Raw genomic sequence first — 17537 nt, 5'->3', positions numbered from 1 at the left:
ATTGCCCAAATTATTTCCAGTTAGTAAAAATAATCAAGCTTGTTGAAGCCCTAGAAAAAAGTTGAGGAACGTATGAAAAAAGTTTTAGGAATATTGGGAGGAATGGGTCCCCTTGCGTCTGCGGAGTTTTTAAAAACAATATATGAGTTTAATCTTGCCGATAGAGAACAAGACATGCCTGCATGTTTCCTTTACTCCGACCCGACAATTCCCGATCGCACGGAAGCGATCGCTAGTGGCTTAGATGAATTATTACTCAACGATCTAATTGCAGTTCTAGAAACACTTTACTTATTAGGTGTTGATAAGATTGTCATCCCTTGTATAACTATACATTATTTTCTTCCCAAGGTTCCATCAATTTTGAGAGACAAGATCGTGTCTTTAGTCGAGTTAATTCTAGAAGAAGTCTTAAATAGGCAAGAACGTCAACTTTTACTATGTACGAAAGGAACGCTGAATGCAGGTATTTTTCAACAACACAAATTGTGGAAATGGGTTAAGCCATACATAATCATTCCGCAAGCAGAGTATGAACAGATTCACCATTTGATTTATCAAATAAAAAAGGAAGGTATTCAGAAATCTACTCTCGTTTTCCTCAACACATTACTAAAAAAATATGAAGTGAATTCTTTTATTGCTGGATGCACCGAATTTCACTTGCTCACGAAGTACCTTATCCAACATGATGCCCGATATTATCGTGTCGTAGATCCGCTCTTAATTATGGCAACAGATTTAAGAAGATTCATCGATCCACAACCAAACAATAGGAGTTTTATAACTGTCGATCGAGAATGCGCTCGCCTATTGATTCCTTCAATGAACGTTAACCAAAATCAGTTTTTATCGGACGGTCGATATGCCACAAATACGTAAAGTACAGGGTAAGTATGTGAAGGCAGCTTTTGCTCTGTTGCGCTTGTTTGAGTTCAAATCGCTGCCGGCGATCGCCAAAATACTACGAGCATATATACCTTTTCCTCTACTGCATTTATATAGGACATACAAATACAATCTTTCTACCGTACTAGATCGGCAACTATCGAATCTTTTCCACAATCAAGTAGCAACAACTAAAAAGTTAATTAATAATAGAAAAACTATCTTATTCTACCCAGAGTTTCCTACTTCTGGTGCAATTTATTATATTTGCCTCTTTTTAGGTTATAACGTCACTAATAACCCCGAAGCACCTTTCGATCTCTGCATTAAGTGGAAAGATGCAACTTTTTCCCCAAAAGATTACGTACTATTTCGATTATCAGTCCAAAATTCAAATCCTAGTATTGTCAATATAAACTGCGAAAATATTAGCAAATCCTACGTAGACCAAGTATTTCATAGTGTTTTTGGTTACAGCGCCACTATAGATCCGCTGACATACACTGGTAAATGCGTGATGAAATCCAATCTAAACGGTCAGCATGATGGCAAAATAATTTCTTGTCCGATTGACACAGTAGAACCAGGTATTGTTTACAACAAACTCATTGATAATGAAGTAGAAAAGGGCAAAGTACTACTACTAAGAGTTCCAGTCTTTAAGTATATAATTCCCTTTGTTTATTTAAAATACTTCCCAGTAGAATACCGCTTTGGTAGATCCTTTGCTCACCTGATTTCAGCACGATTAGCCGAGGTTCAAGACATTTTTTCTGAAGCAGAAATTAGCCAAATCTTATGTTTTTGCCAAAAAATAGGACTGGATTATGGCGAATTAGACATACTCAGAGATAGAAGCGATCGGCGATTGTACATTGTTGATGCTAATAATACTCCTTCTGCCACTATGATTTACAATCCTCTCGATCTCCCTCTTGATAAGCAGAAATGTTTTCTATCTCCCAGCGATCGCCAAGTTGCTCTGCAAAAGTTCGCTCAAGCCTTTAAAACGGCACTATTAAATTCATCAAAATTGTAACTAGGGTATCCTATGATGGACATCCGACAAAAAGCAGTCAAAGGTGTAGTTTGGTCTGTAATTCAGCACTGGGGTAGCCAGACAATTTCCTTTGTTGTATTTTCTCTACTAGCTCGCTTACTCAAACCAGAAGAATTTGGTTTAGTCGCTCTAGCTAGCGTTTTTATCGCTTTGATGGAAATCGTTCTCGATCAAGGATTATCTCAGGCGATCGTCCAACGCCATCAATTAGAGCCAGAACATCTAGATTCTGCTTTTTGGGCAAACCTGTCAGTTGGTATATTGTTAACTACATTCGGCATCACTTTTGCCAAACCAGTTGCTAATTTATTTAACCGCCAACAACTAGCACCGATTCTACAATGGCTGTCGCTGAGTTTTTTGTTGAATTCCTTCAGTTGCGTACAGCAAGCAATCTTTCATCGTCAATTGGCTTTTAAGTTTGTTGCAGTGCGATCGCTCTTGGCAACTCTAGGCGCTGGTACGATTGGCATTACTATGGCGGTTAATGGCTTCGGTGTCTGGAGCCTCGTCGGTCAAAAGTTAACTGGTGCTTTGGTGGGAGCTGTAGTTTTATGGAGTGCTAGTGACTGGCGACCAAAGTTTTGTATTTCTTTAAAACACTTCAAGGAATTGTTCGCTTTTGGTATTAATGCGATCGGGTTGAACGCAGTCAATTTTTTTAATCGCCGCGCTGATGATTTTTTAATCGGATATTTTCTCGGTCCTGTAGCACTAGGGTATTACACCATTGCCTATCGAGTGCTATTAGTCATGACGCAATTGCTAATTACCGTAACTAACCAAGTTGCGTTACCTACTTTTTCTAAGCTACAAGCAGAACCCGAACGATTGCAATGTGCGTTTTACACTGTTACGCAACTAACAAGTCTCGTCGCTTTTCCAACTTTTATTGGTATGGCTGTATTAGCGCCTGAAGTCGTACAGATCTTATTTGGCAGTCAGTGGCAATTAAGTATTCCAATTATGCAAGTTTTAGCATTCGTCGGTATTCTCCACTCAATGTTTAACTTCAATTCTACTGTGATGATGGCTAAAGGTAAACCAGCTTGGAAATTGGGGGTAAACTGTCTAACTGCTGTAGTTAATATTCTAGGTTTTATATTGGCCACTCGTTGGGGAGTTGTCGCTGTTGCATTAGCTTATGTCATTGGTAGTTATTTGACTTTTCCAATTTCTATATATGTAGTTCGTAAATTAATTCCCCTACAACCAATCGCCTATCTACGTCAATACGCGATCGCGATCGCGGCAACCTCGGTTATGGGAAGTGCTATTTTGGCAGCCAAATATTTTTTGCATGGTTTGCTCGCTTTGCCAGCTTCATTAGCTCTCTATACGCTAATCGGTGCTGTTATTTATGCTCTAACAATTTTCATACTTGCTCCAAAGTTTTTTTGGCACATTATGAGCTTCATACGTTAACTAATCCGATATGACAAAGAAGGTAATGAGATATGAGCGATCGACCTTTAGTTAGTATAATTATTAATAATTGCAACTATGACTGTTACATTGGTGAAGCGATTGAAAGTGCTTTAAATCAAACTTATCCCGATTTGGAAGTTATTGTAGTTGATGATGGTTCTATCGATAATTCTCGCGAAGTCATTGCTCGTTATCGAGATCGAATCATTCCAGTTTTGAAAGAAAATGAGGGGCAATCATCAGCGTTTAACGCCGGATTTACTATAGCTAAAGGCGATATTATTTGTTTCCTTGATGCCGACGATATTGCTCTAGTAGAAAAAGTGTCAGAAGTTGTCAGTGTATTTAAAGATAACCCAGACATCGGTTGGTGTTTTCATAGTCTCAAGGTAATGGATATGAAGACGGGTGAGTTGCTAAAACGAGTACACCGTGACAATGCATATATAACTGTGACAGAGCAAACAAAGCAGGAGCGATCGCAAAAATGCGATTTTAGAGCGTCAATGCTCGAACAGGGAAAAGTAAATTTTATTATACCTCCGACCTCTGGCTTGTGCTTCACACGTTCTCTGCTAAAGCAAATTTTTCCCTTGCCTCAGTATAAAGCTCATAAAACCTCAGCCGATCGCTGCTTGAAATTTTCGGCGATCGCCTTAAGTCCAGGTTTTTTCTTAGATCAAGAGCTAACTATTCAAAGAGTACACGATAATAACGCTTACACTGCAAGGGGCGATCGACAACAATATATGGCAAGATCGATTTTAATTATGGCTAACTGGATGAGAGTTAGGTTTCCAGAATTGTCGAAATTTACTAATAAATCTTTTGCCAAAGGACTCAGCATTTACTGGCGAACTGGCGGAGTGGAAGCATCGGCTAAAGAACTTGTAAAAAAATATCTGGCTTCTATTTCAATCCTAGAAAGGCTGGAAATTAGTTTAAGAGCATTTTATTATACGTTAAAAATGTGGGGGCGATAATAATTCATGTATTCATTGTTGCAAGAGTTATGCAGTCGATTCTCCAACGCCCTTAAAAACGGGGCATTAGTTTTCTCCTTTTTGTTACAGGAAATACGCAGTCGATTCCCCAATCTCCTTAAAAAGGGGGTATTAGTTCTCCCCTTTTTTAATGTGTTTTTAACTACAAAAATGAAAAAACTCAACCTCAATCAAAATGGACTAATGAGCAAGTGAGATTACAGATTGCCATCCAGAAAAACTTATTTGAAAAGGGATTTGTGATTTTAGCACTGCTACTTTTCTCAGACGCTTTTATTTCGCTTTTTCGCCGTCAAGAAGGATTTGTACTTGATGCGACTGAAGGCGACCCGGTCATGCAAGTTTTTTTATTTGGGGTCTATGCAGTTACCTTTTTCCTCATTCTGCTGCGGTGGAAGAGTGTCGTGCAACTCGTACTCAAGGAAAAGCTGTTAATCCTGCTAGTTGCGATCGCTCTCGTCTCTGTGCTTTGGTCTGTTGCACCAGCAGTTACTCTCCGCCGTAGTGTAGCACTCGTCATGACAACTTTATTTGGGGTGTACTTAGCGACGCGCTACAGCTTAAAACAGCAATTGCAGTTGCTAGCGTGGACTCTGGGGATAGCATTGGTGCTAAGTTTTCTGTTTGCGATCGCCCTGCCAACCTACGGAGTTCACCAGGAAGGGGGACATATCGGCGCTTGGCGGGGAATCTTCGTGCATAAAAATGCCTTGGGTCGCGCAATGGGTTTAAGCGTGATGTTATTCTCACTGTTTGCTCTTTATGGCTACAGATATCGATGGATTGCATGGACTGGCTTTGCACTTTCGATCGCCTTAATGCTGCTGTCAACGTCAGCAACACCCCTGTTGTCTTCCCTGATTGTTCTAGCTCTATTGCCACTCTACAGCCTGTGGCGTTGGCGGAATCCTTTATTTATGCATTTTGTTGTCATGGCAGTGACGCTTGGTGCAGCTATAGTTTTGTGGCTTTTGAGTCAAGTGGAAGCAATTCTTGCTGCTACCGGACGGGATTTAACTTTTACCGGACGCACAGAGTTGTGGTCGGTTTTGCTGCAAGCAATCCAAAAATATCCCTGGTTGGGTTATGGATACAGTGCCTTCTGGCTAGGCTGGCAGGGCGAATCTGGGAGGGTATGGAACGTACTGATTTGGGAACCTACATACGCTCACAATGGTTATTTACAATTAGGACTCGATTTAGGCTTGCTAGGTATTGCAGTATTTGTATTGGGATTCTCGATCTACTTTGGGCGATCGCTGATCTGGGCGCGTACTAACCAAACTGCCACAGGAATGTTTCCATTAGCATTTTTGACATTCTTGTTGCCGTATAACATGACCGACAGCATTATCTTGCAGCAAAACAATATTTTTTGGATTTTTTATGTTTCAACGGTTTTCTCAATGACGATTCAGCCTCAGCTAGCTAAACCGCTTGCAAATAGGCAATTTTCAGCATAGAAAAACAATCTCATATGCCTCACAAACCTGTTGTCTTGATTTATAGAAATAATCTCCTGCCAGCTTCAGAAACCTTCGTGCAAAAACAAGCAGAAGCCTTGCGGGATTTCATTCCTTATTACGTAGGCTCTCGTCTCGTGCAAGGTTTGCAACTTCCTCAAGAGCGCCGGATCGCCCTCAACCAAGGTGGACTGCTAGGCTTGACAAATGAGCTGTCTTATAAGTTGTGGGGAATAGCATCTACCGATCTCGTTCGATATTTACAGGGGCTTCATCCCGCACTCATTCACGCTCATTTTGCACCAGATGGGGCGATCGCTTTGCCACTAGCGCAACGTTTACAAGTCCCGCTTGTAGTTACATTCCACGGTTATGACGCTACCATGCAGGACAAGTATGCAAAAACTTCCTTCTGGAGTCACCGTGTTTATTTACGTCGTCGAGAAGTGCTGAAGCAGGAGGCGCGGCTATTTATTGCGGTATCGGATTATATTAAGCAAAAGCTACTAGAGCAGGGTTTTCCGCCAGATAAGGTTGTCGTGCATCATATTGGTGTCGATACAGAAACTTTTCAACCCGATCCATTCGTGCAACGTCATCCAATCGTGCTGTTTGTAGGACGACTAGCTGAGAAGAAAGGATGTAAATATCTGATTCAAGCCATGAACCAAGTACAAGCAGTGATGCCAGATGTGGAGCTGGTCATTATTGGTGATGGACCGTTAAGGGTCGACTTAGAAAACATGGCAGCAATACAACTACGTCGCTATCGGTTTCTCGGTACGCAACCGCCACAAGTCGTAAAAAATTGGATGAATCGGGCGCTGTTGCTGGCTGCACCAAGCGTAACCGCTGCCACAGGGGATTCCGAGGGGCTTCCTATTGTCCTCATTGAAGCTCAAGCGATGGGTTTACCAGTTGTCAGTTCGATTCATTCTGGTATCCCTGATGCTATATTGCACGGTCAGACAGGCTTCCTGGCTAGAGAACAAGACTGGAAGACATTAGCTGAGTATATTTTGCTCTTACTCAACGATCTAACCTTATGGCAGCAATTTAGCCAAAACGGTCAAGAACGAGTCCGCACCCGATTCAATCTTCGCAGTCAATCTCGTGTTTTAGAGGATATATACTGTACTACTTTGCGACAAAAGGTAAGCATACAACCGTTCGTGCATCAATTGTGAAATTACCACTCATCTAATGACAGCCTTCACGAGTGGTTCACATCTCAATCTCTCAATGCTAATTTTTTCCGAATTTGCGATCTTTTTGTTCCTAGTTTGACACTTTTGTTATTGTAAATTAGACATTAAGGTTGAAGATAAAAGCTTCTGGAATTTATTATCAGATTTGCAAGTTTATTTTCACCGAAAAACGTCGAGCTGAATGTAACACTCTTCCTACCAAATAGTAAGGTGGGCATCGCCCACCTTTCCATAAAGCTTAAGTTATCGAACAACAGTATTAACTATCTATAGCCCTCTGATTTGAATTGTAAAACATGCGAGATGACGGTCGTTTATCATTTGGAGTTCGTAGTTACGACTAACAAATTATATCGATAGTCATTACATCAAATTTTATGCTTCGAGCGGGGTTGTTATAGATAACAAGGAGTGATAATGATGATGAAACTTGTCAATCTAAAAGAACTCGTTTGTTCATGGTTGGATGGAATTGAGGTTCGTGACTCTAAGAAAGCCCATTTATTGTGTAAGGCAATTCCAGCCAGTTGTCCGTTTGAACGAGAAATCAAGTTCTTTAATCGCATCCTAGTTCATATTCCGCCCCTATGCAAGTTAAATCCTTTTTACGAGCAAGTCGTGAATCTTCGCTTTAAAGCCCTGTGCTATCTGGCAGAAGAATGCGGCGAGGATATAGCAATATATTGCTAAATATTAGGAGATAAATTTATGAACTCGTACATCTTGTTTGAAACCGTAATTCAGATGTCTGTCATAGTTTATCTAGCCTCAATATTGCTATTACTTAATGCTGCGAAGAAATTAGTTAAATAGTCATTGAAATCTTTGAGGAAGTTAAGGGTTAATGACAGTGTTGTAGAACTATAAATATGAAACACAAAAGTGTGAGACGCAGGCTTGGCTACTTATCTGCTGCCCCACGAGCCTCTACTCATCCTAATGCTGAGGCAGGCGGACCGCGATCGCATATGTTGGGAGTGATGAGAGCTTTTGCGGCTCTCCAGTGGCAAGTTCACCCTTTTATTGTGGGCGATCGCGTCCCGCGTAGTTGGGTGACAAAAGGCTCGGAACGTGCCGTGACAGGAGGATTTCTTCGCACTCTTGGATCGGATTTAATCCGCCTGTACATGAGCCCTCTCAATGCAAAACGAGCTTGGCAAGAATTAGCTCAAAAGGTGGATTTGGTTTACGAGCGTCGCGCTGCGTTGCAGTCTCTAGGTTGGATTTTCAAGCAACACGGCATTCCCTGGATCTTAGAAACTAATTCCCCTTTATTCTATGAGTCAAAGGCAGAACGGAAAAATGTTGTTTTAAGCGATCTCGAACGTCAGTTAGAAATTCAAGCTTATCGAGAGTGCGATCTGCTGGTCTGCGTTACCCAAGCACTCAAAGAGATTATCGTTCGGGAAGCAGAGATCTCACCAGAGAAGGTCATCGTCTTACCCAACGGCGTAGATTCTAGTGTTTTTGACTCCGAGGGTTGCCATCCCAAACGCATATTTGATAACTTCACAATTGGATTTGTCGGTAATCTTTACCCTTGGCAGGGATTAGACGATTTGCTGGAAGTCCTTTACGACTTGCAAGCGGATGGCTTCGATCTATCTCTGGTCGTTGTGGGAGATGGTCAGATGCGACAAGAGTGGGAATCTAAAGCTCGTAGTTTAAGCTTATCGAATCGGGTCGAGTTTGTCGGACAAGTTTCCTGGAACGAAATCCCTGATTATATTGCCGGATTTGACTTAGGATATTCCGGTCATGTCAAATTGCAAATCGGTACAATGTATCATTCGCCGCTCAAAATCTATGAGTACATGGCGATGGGTAAACCAGTTTTAGCTTCTGCTTTTGAGGATGCTAAGTTCGCGCTGCGAGATGGGGAAACCGGGTTTTTGTTTTCCTCAGGAGATAAACAGGCGCTCAAATCGGCATTGCTCAGAGCTTATGAGTCGCGAGAGGCGTTACCAAAAATGGGGGAACTAGCTCGTCAAGAGATCCTCATGAACCACAGTTGGACTGCCCGCGTTCGGACATTAATTGAAACAGTTGAGCAAATCTTTAGGGACAGGGAACAATGAAGTCGTCCTATTACCTGCTTGGAGTTTGGGTGAATGCACTGACAATCTCGGATCTCAATCGCCTCATTGCCGAGGCTGTTAAGCGTGACGAACGATGGATTATTGCCAATCACAACCTCCATAGTCTTTGCATCTACCACAAAGACTCAAAGATGCGTGCTTTCTACGACCGCGCTGACTACGTACATGTTGATGGTATGTCTTTAATTTTGCTGGGGCGGTTGCTGGGCTTGCCTCTGGGACGGGAGCATCGAGTTACGTATGTAGACTGGATAGACCATTTGATGGCGGTAGCCGCACAGCAAAGTTGGCGCATATTTTATTTGGGAGGTAAACCAGGAGTCGCCGAGCGGGGTGCTAGTATACTACGTCAGCGATTTCCTGGCTTGCAATTAGCTACAGCTCACGGTTATTTTGACGTGCATCCGAGCAGTTCAGAAAACCAAGCCGTTTTGGATGCGATCGCCGCTTACCAACCGCACGTACTGATGTTGGGCATGGGTATGCCCCGACAAGAACACTGGATACTGGATAACCTCGATCGACTTTCTGCCAATGCGATTTTGACTGCTGGAGCTGCTATAGACTACGTAGCTGGAGCCGTACCAACTCCCCCCAGATGGGCGGGAAAATTCGGTTTAGAGTGGCTGTTTCGTTTACTAGCCGAACCGCAGCGACTCTGGCGGCGCTACTCAATTGAGCCTTGGTTTATCTTGAAGCTATTTGCAACTGAGTTATTAGCAAAAGAACGATGACTGGGAGACGTAGGTTTTTGTTAGGTTTGGGTACTTTAGCGGCTATAGGTGCTAGCGCTAGTAAATCTCAGCCTGGGTACGATCGGCAGATGTTATTGGCGGATACAGATGCTGCGATCGAGAATGCTTCTTTACGCGAATGGGCGGCGGCGAAGGGATTAATCTATGGAGCTGCTACGCAAGAACACATGCTGTTATCCAATCCGCAATTTGCCAGCAGCTTTGTTCGAGAGTGTGCCATGCTTGTGCCAGAAGATGAGTTGAAGTGGAAAAGTCTTCGCCCTAGTCCAAATCGCTTCGACTTTACGCGCAGCGATCGCCTAGCTCAGTTTGCCAGCACTCACAATCTACTTTTTCGCGGACATACCTTATTATGGCACGCCCGATTACCGTCGTGGTTTAAATCGACGGTCAACCATCGAAATGCCAGGCAGATAATGCTAGAACATATCACAAAAGTTGCTGGACATTATGCCGGACGGATGCATTCCTGGGATGTAGTCAACGAGGCAGTTTTTCCCCAAGATGGACGGTCTGATGGTTTGCGCAACACGCCGTGGTTGAAGTTTTTGGGTTCCGATTATCTCGACATAGCATTCCGCGCCGCATTCGCAGCAGACCCGCAGGCATTGCTAGTTTACAACGATTATGGTATGGAGTATGACACACCTAAAGATGAAGCAAAGAGGACTGCTGTTTTAAAGTTACTAGAGCGTTTGAGATCTCAGGGGACTCCCGTGCAGGCTCTTGGTATTCAAGCTCACTTATGGGGGGGAGAGACTCGCTTTAACCCTACGAAATTAAGGGCTTTTCTAAAGGATGTTGCAGATCTCGGTCTGAAAATTACGATCTCCGAATTGGATGTGGCAGACAAACACCTGCCGTCAGATATTAATCTCCGCGATCGCCTAGTTGCCGGAATTTATCAAGATTATCTGTCAGTGGTATTAAATGAACCAGCAGTAATTGCCGTCATCACTTGGGGATTAAGCGATCGCTACACCTGGCTTTCCCAGACGCAATCGCGCCCAGATGGACGATCTCTACGTCCTCTACCACTTGACGCAGACATGAGACGTAAAGAGGCGTGGAAGGCGATCGCCCGTGCTTTTAAGCAAGCTAAACGTGTATAGCACGGTCTCCTCAGCTACAGTTGGTGCTGGCTCGATCGAATCCAACTTGCTCGATAATCCCGCACAAACTCTTCCATACTAATAGGCGATCGCTGCAACAAATGTCTGACATCTTCGGTAACTTTTGCTGCCAATCCCAAACGTGCTGTAGTGTAAATCCCAAGCATTACCACAATCAACCCAGGCTGTAACCCTCGAACATACATTTTCAGGGCAAAATTTAAGATAGAAGGATGAGTGTAAACGATTTGTCTTCCTAGAATATTTGTAAATATCTCGGCGACTTCGTAGTAGTCCAGCGCCTCACTTCCGGTTAGGGCATATGCTCGATCCTCATGTCCTGGTTCAGTCAGCACTTTTACGGCGATAGCGGCAATGTCCCGCACGTCAATAAAACTTGTCTTACCTTTACCTGCTGGGACAAAAATTTCGTTGTTATCTCTAATATCCTGACTATGCGTTGTACTCAAGTTCTGCATGAAGAAACTTGCCCGCAGAAAGGTGTACGTCAGACCAAGAAATTTAATGTATGCTTCGATCTTAGCGTGGGGAACGATCGCCATGCGTTCTACTCCTAGTAGAGATAGAAAGACAATGCGATCGACACCTGCTGCTTGGGCTATTGTCAGCGCGGGATAGATATATTTCTTCACCTGCGAAATCGCAGGTGGTCTGACCAAGAACAACGTATTAATCCCCCGAAAAGCTGGCTCAAAACTCTGGGGTTGCTCAAAATCGAATTCAACTGATTCTACACCAGAAGGCAAACGAATGCGCGAAGCAGAATGACTTCGTACAGCAGCTTTGACTGAAGATCTCCGTTCGTTCAGCAAGCGCACAACTTCAGAACCAACATTGCCTGTAGCGCCCGTTACCAAGATGTTATTACTCATTCCCGCATTCTCTCAGCTGTTTGGAGAAACTGCAAATGATAGTGTGTTGTCTTCACAGCATTAAACTGTGGAATGTTTATAGTAAAAATACTAAAGGTTGCATTACTATTCTAATGAAAATTCAGTAATTGTATTGTATTTATCTATTTAGTAAGTTGATCTTACTCATAGTGCAATTTTGTATTGCACCAAGGTTATTTTTCCTATCATTTAAATACGATCGCACGCAGAGAAGGAAGCAAAAGAATGCGAACTTACTCCGAAAGATTTAGCCTTGCGATCGCTTTTTGTAAACTCTAAACTTCTAAAAAGAAACAGCACTGTATGAGCGTTATACCGCTGTGGCTCAGGAGCGCGCATTGAAGGAGAGCGATGTCAAATGTGCGAACAGTGCAAATTAAGGACATCGATGGTGTGGAGTTTTTGTCGCTTCCTCCACTTTGTTACCGTCGAGGGGAGGCGCAATCCTCCATCAGAGCGGTCTTAGATGGTTTACGTCGAGTGTCCTCCTTTATTAATCGTTGAAAGCCGAAAAGATTGCCTTGCGGACTGAAAGCAAGCGATCGCATTCCATTGGAATCTCCCTGAAAAGTTTTGCAACATTTACTGCTGACGAGATAGACTCTAATTAAATGCTCGTGCAGCAATTTGTTTGTTCCGGTCGGTAGGTAATCAAGGTAATAAATTTCAAGTTCGCTGCGGAATCCTTCATATATTGCAGTCGAACTTTTATTGAGTTTTCAGTTCTTTTAAATCTTTCATTCTATAGGAAACCGGTTTGATTATCGAAAAAATCTCAGTATGGGTAGTAACGCACCAAAAACTGAGAGTGATGCGTTACGCCAAAGGCTAACGCATCCTACGTAGATTTCAAAAATTAGATATGAGTCCTATAGTTATCTACTTTTTGTCTTTACTGTATACCGCATACCATCAAAAAAATGCTAACTCACTCACAAAGTTTCACCCTAGCAACCTGACGCTTCCTATCTTAAGATTTTTTTAAGATTTTATTTGCACTCTTACATACATGGGTAGTGCAAAAATTCTGCAAACATGAGGACAAACTGATGAAAAATAATTTAGTTACGAGTACCAGTCTGGTTGCTGCCGTGAACGACAATAACCTTGAATTAGCAAAAAAATTGATTGCTAGCGGAGCAGACGCTAACCAAACGGACAGTTATGGAAATAGCCTGCTCATAATTAGTGCTGCCAATGGCGACTCTGAAATGGTCAGGCTGTTGCTTAACTCTGGTGCTAATATTCGTGCCGTTGACTCTAGCATGAAAGGAACTGCACTTCACGCCGCTTCTTATCTGGGGTATTCAGCAGTGATGAAAGTTTTAATTGAATATGGGATCGATCTCAATGCTCAGGGTCCTTACAACGGATACTCTGCTCTCCACGATGCAGTTGTGCAAAATAATATTGAAGGGGTCAAGCTACTCGTAGATGCGGGCGCACAATTAAATACTAGAAGCAAGTATGGGGATACCCCTCTGGAGCTAGCGATGAAATGTATGCGTAGAGAGATTGTTACCATTCTCGCATAGATAAAAACTTAATTAATTCTCAAATGGACAAATGTTAACTACTCTCAAAGATACGTCGCCATTCCAACAAATAGACGTAGTATCAGTGGAATGTCAGCTAGTTGAGAGAATTCTACCTCGGCACTCTCCAAAACCAACTCTGGCATAGCCTTCCTGCTCGCAGTATCCGCGCAGCTCAATTTCATCTCCGTCATTTAGGTAGGAACTTACCTCGCCTGTTGGTAGTTGAATCGGCTTTGAGCCACGCTGAGTGATTTCGAGTAAACATCCTTGCGTTCCTGCTTCAGCACCAGAAACTGTGCCACTCGCTAGCAAATCTCCAGAGCGGAGATTGCAACCATTACTTGAGTGGTGAGCGAGCATCTGAGCTAAAGTCCAATACATCGACTTGAAAGAAGCGCGACTTAAGCGAAACGGCTGCATTCCTGTAACACGCATTTGCTCTGAGCAGACTAGTGCTTCTACCGTAAGGTCAATGCCACCTAGTTTAGTATCATGCGCTGAGGAAAGATAAGGCAGTGGTAGCGGATCTTCCTGGGGACGTTGAAAAGATGCACAACGGAATGGTGCTAGAGCTTCTAGGGTTACTACCCAAGGAGAAATCGTCGTTGCGAAGCTTTTGGATAAGAAGGGACCGAGGGGCTGATATTCCCAAGCTTGAATATCTCTTGCCGACCAATCATTCACCAAGCAAAGTCCAAATATGTGTTCCTCCGCATCATCAATTGAGATGGGGTGACCTAGCTGATTTCCATTACCAATGAAGAACCCGACTTCCAGTTCGTAGTCCAAATGTTGAGAAAATCCGAAACTTGGCACTGATTCCCCGGAGTTTTTCCTCTGACCCTTGGGACGCGCGATCGCAGTTCCGCTAGGTACGATGGAAGAAGCACGACCGTGGTAAGCGATCGGGACGTATTTGTAGTTAGGCAGGAGTGGATTGTCGGGACGAAACAACTTACCAACATTAGTGGCATGAAAGATCGAAGCATAGAAATCAGTATAATCGCCAATATCCGCAGGTAATAAAAGTTCTGCTTCAGACATCGAGCAAAGAATTTTGCTTTCTAAAGGGGGATTTTGGGCATCGGCTCGTAATAGCTGACTCAAGCGATCGCGCAATGCTGAGGCTGCTCTACTTCCCATCGCCATCAATTGATTTAATTTAGGTGCAGTACATGCTACTTGTAGTTCCTGGGGAAGTTCTTGCAGCAATCCAGCTTGGCAACACGCAGTTAAATCTAAAATTCGATCGCCAATCGCCACCCCAATTCGGGAATTATTGCTGTTCCGAAGTCGAAACACGCCAAACGGCAGGTTTTGGATCGGAAAATCAGTGTCCTTTTGATTTGCCGAGTCAACCCAACTGCGTAAATTTGGATTGTGGGTGGAATTGATGGGACGGATCATGAGGGAGACAAGGGAGACACGGGGGACAAGGGAGCAATTCAAAATTCACGCATTCAAAATTCAAAATTAAATCGCGCACCACACAATTACCAATTACCAATTACCAATTTAAAACATGCTTGAGGTCGTTGACTGGCTCTTGAAAGGAGCAGGAACCGAATGAGCGGAAGAAATGTTGTCGAGCTGCTTCTATCTCTAAAATATCTAAACAGCGATCGCGCCAGCAAATACTATCTTGTTTGAATTGGAAAGTGTTGCTGGATTCTTGGAGAAGTTCTAAGGCTTCTGTTGGCGTGACTTTTTGCCAGTATGCGAGTGCTGCTAAAGTTGCCACATTCAAGAAGCCATGCATTAATGTGGCAGGACTGTCTGGTTCGCTAGTCAAGGGATATTTAGCTGGTAAGGGGTGGTGCAAACCTGCGGTTGCCTTAAAGGGAATTTGCGCTTCGGCAAATAAATACATGCATTGACTCAATTGAGTAACGCTGGGAAAAGCACCGATGGTCGCGCCGCCAGTGCGAATTTTAGCTGCTGTACCAGTATGCCGCAGAACCTTTAGATATGGCTCTAAGTCCCTATTAAAGGGAATTTCAAAAAATGCTTCAACTCCAGTAGGAAGATCGGGCAACACTCTTTCTATTTCTGGAGGTGAAAGAGGAGAAAATTCAAGAGCTGCGATCGCTACATTGTCACTATGATTGAGCGATCGCAACTGCTCGATTTCCGATTGTAGTCCCGAAAGAATTACACTGAGCGACCAATGCTTTAAAGAAAACGCCGATAAGAGTTCCGCGAACTCCGACAAACGGGAAATTGGGATGACAAAGCGATTGAGCATCCAAGCGTAGGGTGATGCCGAGTCTTGGACGTAATTCTCCATTGCTTGTCGCAAGTCAAGCTTTGCTGGGGGGAACAGTCCGGCATAGTCTACAACTGAGGTGAGAAGTGCTTTTAGTGATGCGAGCATTAGATCTCATTTCCTCCTGACGCTCTGGTTTAAAACGCGCCTCTGTTGCTGTCCGCTGCTGTGCAATATCTACTTTTAAATTATCCGCTACCGCTGGCAGAAGTTATACACGAAGTTATACATCTGATTGAACCCGATCGCAAACAGACCGCTTTCATACTATAGAGTTGTTGGGAAATAATTTCGAGTTAAGTTGAGATTTTGTTTATCTTGGTTGCTGTATGGATTTCATGCTGCCATCAAGTAAAAGTTCCACAATCCGGCAGCAGTAAGCATTAAATGGTCATCAAAATCTTTCATGTGATTGCGATAAATTGCACTGACTGCACTGTAGCGTTTGACTCCGGCAAAGGCGTTTTCACACACCACTCGTGACTGACTTAAGGCGCGATTTTCTGCCTTTTGCTGCTCGGTTAATTAGAGTTGTTGGGAAATAACAATCATCCTGTAAAACAACAGATGTCTCCCTCAGCTATCCTAATTTAGGCAGCATCCAAATAGAAGTTCCAAAGCCCTGCCGCAATCAGCATCAGTCGATCATCAAAATTATTCACACGATTTCGATAAACAACTGCCACCGCAATAGACCTCCTGCATGAATAGTAAAGCAGTGTGACAGTTGGCAATAGAACAGTTAGATAATAGGGTAGAAGCATGGCAGAAATGGAAAACAGGAGGAAGGTGCGTGCCATACACCGACTTACAACATCTTGCCGCCGCTGAGTTCAAGCGCCTGTGCGGGGTGAGCCATCAAACCTTTAACGACATGGTAGAGGTGTTGCAACCGGATGCAAGAGCGTCAAGGTAGGCGTGGGGGGCAGAATAAACTGAGTGTGGAAGACCAACTGTTAATCACGTTGGAGTAAGGCGCGAGAGTATCGCACCCAGTGTCACATCGGGACAAGTTGGGGATTACACGAAACTACTGTGGGGCGGATAGTCAAAAAAGTCGCAGATTTATGAGTCAAATGCGGGAAATTTCGGAAACCCTCGTAAGCGTGCCTTGTATCAACCTGGATGGGAATGGAAAGCCATGATGGTGGATGTGGGTGAAATGGAAATCGAACGTCCAAAAAAAACAAAAACAATACGGAGCGTGGCAAGCAACATTGCCATACGCTCAAGGCACAGATGCTAGTAGAGTTTGAAACCGGACAGATAATTTGTACGGCACAAGATAAGGGTAGAGTGCATGATTTCAAGCTACTCAAACGTAGTCGTCTGCCCTTCATGCCATCGCAGCTATGTTTAGCAGATAAAGGATATCAGGGTTTAGCAAACAGCATCGAGGCGCTTGTCTCCCCACAAAGAAGCCCCGTAACCAACCCTTGCCAGGGGCGGAAAAGCAACACAACCGTGCTTTGGCACGACTGCGGGTTCGAGCCCTTACACGTCATCCGTCGCTTCAAGATTTTCCGCATTTTTGCGCTCACGTTATCGCAATCGCCGAAAGCGTTTTGGCTTGCGCTTGAATTTAATTGCTGGGCTGCTGAACTACGAACTGGCACATGCTGCCTGATTCATGCAGGAGGTCTAATGAACAAGGATTATTACACGAATGGCACTAAGATAAGTTGAAAAGCTTAGCTGATAAGCATTGCAGTCTTCTGTGTTTTGCTGCGGTGAGTGAACGGGTCACGCCAGAGCAGACAATCAGGTGCTGATTATAGGTGCAGTCATGATGCAGAAGTGAG

At 43.5% G+C, this 17537-nt stretch carries 16 protein-coding genes and 1 pseudogene; 13 read left to right on the top strand and 4 right to left on the bottom strand.

Translation table 11 applies throughout. The features are described 5' to 3' along the window. Positions 1–72: 72 nt before the first annotated feature. The 10 genes from ACRC32_RS17865 (at position 73) to ACRC32_RS17820 (ending at position 11017) form a co-directional block, all read left to right on the top strand. Complete coding sequence (locus ACRC32_RS17865) at positions 73–882, top strand: aspartate/glutamate racemase family protein (protein ID WP_438555233.1); 810 nt, start codon at positions 73–75, stop codon at positions 880–882. Continuing rightward, the gene (locus ACRC32_RS17860) at positions 866–1927 is read left to right on the top strand and encodes a hypothetical protein (protein WP_438555232.1); all 1062 of its coding nucleotides are present in this window, start codon (positions 866–868) and stop codon (positions 1925–1927) included. Before ACRC32_RS17865 ends, ACRC32_RS17860 begins: the two co-directional genes overlap by 17 nt. 12 nt (positions 1928–1939) lie before the next feature. Continuing rightward, positions 1940–3373, top strand: a complete 1434-nt coding sequence (locus ACRC32_RS17855; protein ID WP_438555231.1) for a lipopolysaccharide biosynthesis protein — start codon at positions 1940–1942, stop codon at positions 3371–3373. A gap of 32 nt (positions 3374–3405) precedes the next feature. Next, on the top strand, positions 3406–4359 hold the full coding sequence (locus ACRC32_RS17850; protein ID WP_438555230.1) for a glycosyltransferase family 2 protein: 954 nt from the start codon (positions 3406–3408) through the stop codon (positions 4357–4359). A 212-nt stretch (positions 4360–4571) separates the two neighbouring features. Beyond that, positions 4572–5843 carry an O-antigen ligase family protein gene (locus ACRC32_RS17845; RefSeq protein ID WP_438555229.1) on the top strand — a complete coding sequence of 424 codons (1272 nt, stop codon included), beginning with the start codon at positions 4572–4574 and terminating at the stop codon, positions 5841–5843. Between the two features lie 14 nt (positions 5844–5857). Then, on the top strand, positions 5858–7030 hold the full coding sequence (locus tag ACRC32_RS17840; RefSeq protein ID WP_438555228.1) for a glycosyltransferase: 1173 nt from the start codon (positions 5858–5860) through the stop codon (positions 7028–7030). A 438-nt stretch (positions 7031–7468) separates the two neighbouring features. Further along, positions 7469–7741, top strand: coding sequence for a Mo-dependent nitrogenase C-terminal domain-containing protein (locus tag ACRC32_RS17835; RefSeq protein ID WP_438555227.1), 273 nt, complete (start codon positions 7469–7471; stop codon positions 7739–7741). A gap of 179 nt (positions 7742–7920) precedes the next feature. Further along, the gene (locus ACRC32_RS17830) at positions 7921–9129 is read left to right on the top strand and encodes a glycosyltransferase family 4 protein (RefSeq protein WP_438555226.1); all 1209 of its coding nucleotides are present in this window, start codon (positions 7921–7923) and stop codon (positions 9127–9129) included. Beyond that, positions 9126–9884 (top strand): WecB/TagA/CpsF family glycosyltransferase, encoded by a 759-nt coding sequence (locus tag ACRC32_RS17825; protein ID WP_438555225.1) that lies wholly within the window; start codon positions 9126–9128, stop codon positions 9882–9884. The genes ACRC32_RS17830 and ACRC32_RS17825 overlap by 4 nt, the downstream gene beginning before the upstream one ends. After that, positions 9881–11017: an endo-1,4-beta-xylanase gene (locus tag ACRC32_RS17820; RefSeq protein ID WP_438555224.1), complete on the top strand. Its 1137-nt coding sequence runs from the start codon at positions 9881–9883 to the stop codon at positions 11015–11017. Before ACRC32_RS17825 ends, ACRC32_RS17820 begins: the two co-directional genes overlap by 4 nt. Before the next feature lie 14 nt (positions 11018–11031). Here the strand turns inward: ACRC32_RS17820 and ACRC32_RS17815 are convergent, their stop codons facing one another. Further along, positions 11032–11910 (bottom strand): SDR family oxidoreductase, encoded by an 879-nt coding sequence (locus ACRC32_RS17815; RefSeq protein ID WP_438555223.1) that lies wholly within the window; start codon positions 11908–11910, stop codon positions 11032–11034. A 1070-nt stretch (positions 11911–12980) separates the two neighbouring features. Between ACRC32_RS17815 and ACRC32_RS17810 the strand changes: the two genes are divergently transcribed. Beyond that, positions 12981–13466 carry an ankyrin repeat domain-containing protein gene (locus ACRC32_RS17810; protein WP_438555222.1) on the top strand — a complete coding sequence of 162 codons (486 nt, stop codon included), beginning with the start codon at positions 12981–12983 and terminating at the stop codon, positions 13464–13466. A gap of 93 nt (positions 13467–13559) precedes the next feature. On the opposite strand, the gene fahA is transcribed toward ACRC32_RS17810, so the two are convergent. The 3 genes and pseudogenes from fahA to ACRC32_RS17795 form a co-directional block, all read right to left on the bottom strand. Then, on the bottom strand, positions 13560–14876 hold the full coding sequence (fahA, locus tag ACRC32_RS17805; RefSeq protein ID WP_438555242.1) for a fumarylacetoacetase: 1317 nt from the start codon (positions 14874–14876) through the stop codon (positions 13560–13562). A 100-nt stretch (positions 14877–14976) separates the two neighbouring features. Further along, positions 14977–15843, bottom strand: coding sequence for a hypothetical protein (locus ACRC32_RS17800; RefSeq protein ID WP_438555221.1), 867 nt, complete (start codon positions 15841–15843; stop codon positions 14977–14979). Positions 15844–16071: 228 nt separating this feature from the next. Next, a pseudogene (locus tag ACRC32_RS17795) lies at positions 16072–16248 on the bottom strand (transposase family protein); the annotation flags it as partial. A 214-nt stretch (positions 16249–16462) separates the two neighbouring features. Between ACRC32_RS17795 and ACRC32_RS17790 the strand changes: the two are divergent. Continuing rightward, positions 16463–16651 (top strand): hypothetical protein, encoded by a 189-nt coding sequence (locus ACRC32_RS17790; RefSeq protein WP_438555220.1) that lies wholly within the window; start codon positions 16463–16465, stop codon positions 16649–16651. 323 nt (positions 16652–16974) lie between these two features. Continuing rightward, entirely contained in the window at positions 16975–17421 is a 447-nt protein-coding gene (locus ACRC32_RS17785; protein WP_438555219.1) for a hypothetical protein, read from the top strand. Positions 17422–17537 lie beyond the last annotated feature (116 nt).

The sequence above is a fragment of the Chroococcidiopsis sp. genome (assembly GCF_051657925.1).
Lineage (GTDB): Bacteria > Cyanobacteriota > Cyanobacteriia > Cyanobacteriales > Chroococcidiopsidaceae > Chroococcidiopsis.
Note: the sequence above shows the minus strand (reverse complement) of the source record. Positions and strands in the feature narration are given on the sequence as shown.

What these genes read in the sequence shown, in the direction of transcription:
- ACRC32_RS17850 (WP_438555230.1), top strand. Translation starts at nt 3,406, where the DNA reads ATGAGCGATCGACCTTTAGTTAGTATAATTATTAATAATTGCAACTAT.
- ACRC32_RS17825 (WP_438555225.1), top strand. Translation starts at nt 9,126, where the DNA reads ATGAAGTCGTCCTATTACCTGCTTGGAGTTTGGGTGAATGCACTGACA.
- ACRC32_RS17840 (WP_438555228.1), top strand. Translation starts at nt 5,858, where the DNA reads ATGCCTCACAAACCTGTTGTCTTGATTTATAGAAATAATCTCCTGCCA.
- ACRC32_RS17865 (WP_438555233.1), top strand. Translation starts at nt 73, where the DNA reads ATGAAAAAAGTTTTAGGAATATTGGGAGGAATGGGTCCCCTTGCGTCT.
- ACRC32_RS17855 (WP_438555231.1), top strand. Translation starts at nt 1,940, where the DNA reads ATGATGGACATCCGACAAAAAGCAGTCAAAGGTGTAGTTTGGTCTGTA.
- ACRC32_RS17830 (WP_438555226.1), top strand. Translation starts at nt 7,921, where the DNA reads ATGAAACACAAAAGTGTGAGACGCAGGCTTGGCTACTTATCTGCTGCC.
- ACRC32_RS17785 (WP_438555219.1), top strand. Translation starts at nt 16,975, where the DNA reads ATGCTAGTAGAGTTTGAAACCGGACAGATAATTTGTACGGCACAAGAT.
- fahA (WP_438555242.1), bottom strand. Translation starts at nt 14,876, where the DNA reads ATGATCCGTCCCATCAATTCCACCCACAATCCAAATTTACGCAGTTGG.
- ACRC32_RS17860 (WP_438555232.1), top strand. Translation starts at nt 866, where the DNA reads ATGCCACAAATACGTAAAGTACAGGGTAAGTATGTGAAGGCAGCTTTT.
- ACRC32_RS17820 (WP_438555224.1), top strand. Translation starts at nt 9,881, where the DNA reads ATGACTGGGAGACGTAGGTTTTTGTTAGGTTTGGGTACTTTAGCGGCT.
- ACRC32_RS17810 (WP_438555222.1), top strand. Translation starts at nt 12,981, where the DNA reads ATGAAAAATAATTTAGTTACGAGTACCAGTCTGGTTGCTGCCGTGAAC.
- ACRC32_RS17815 (WP_438555223.1), bottom strand. Translation starts at nt 11,910, where the DNA reads ATGAGTAATAACATCTTGGTAACGGGCGCTACAGGCAATGTTGGTTCT.
- ACRC32_RS17800 (WP_438555221.1), bottom strand. Translation starts at nt 15,843, where the DNA reads ATGCTCGCATCACTAAAAGCACTTCTCACCTCAGTTGTAGACTATGCC.
- ACRC32_RS17835 (WP_438555227.1), top strand. Translation starts at nt 7,469, where the DNA reads ATGATGATGAAACTTGTCAATCTAAAAGAACTCGTTTGTTCATGGTTG.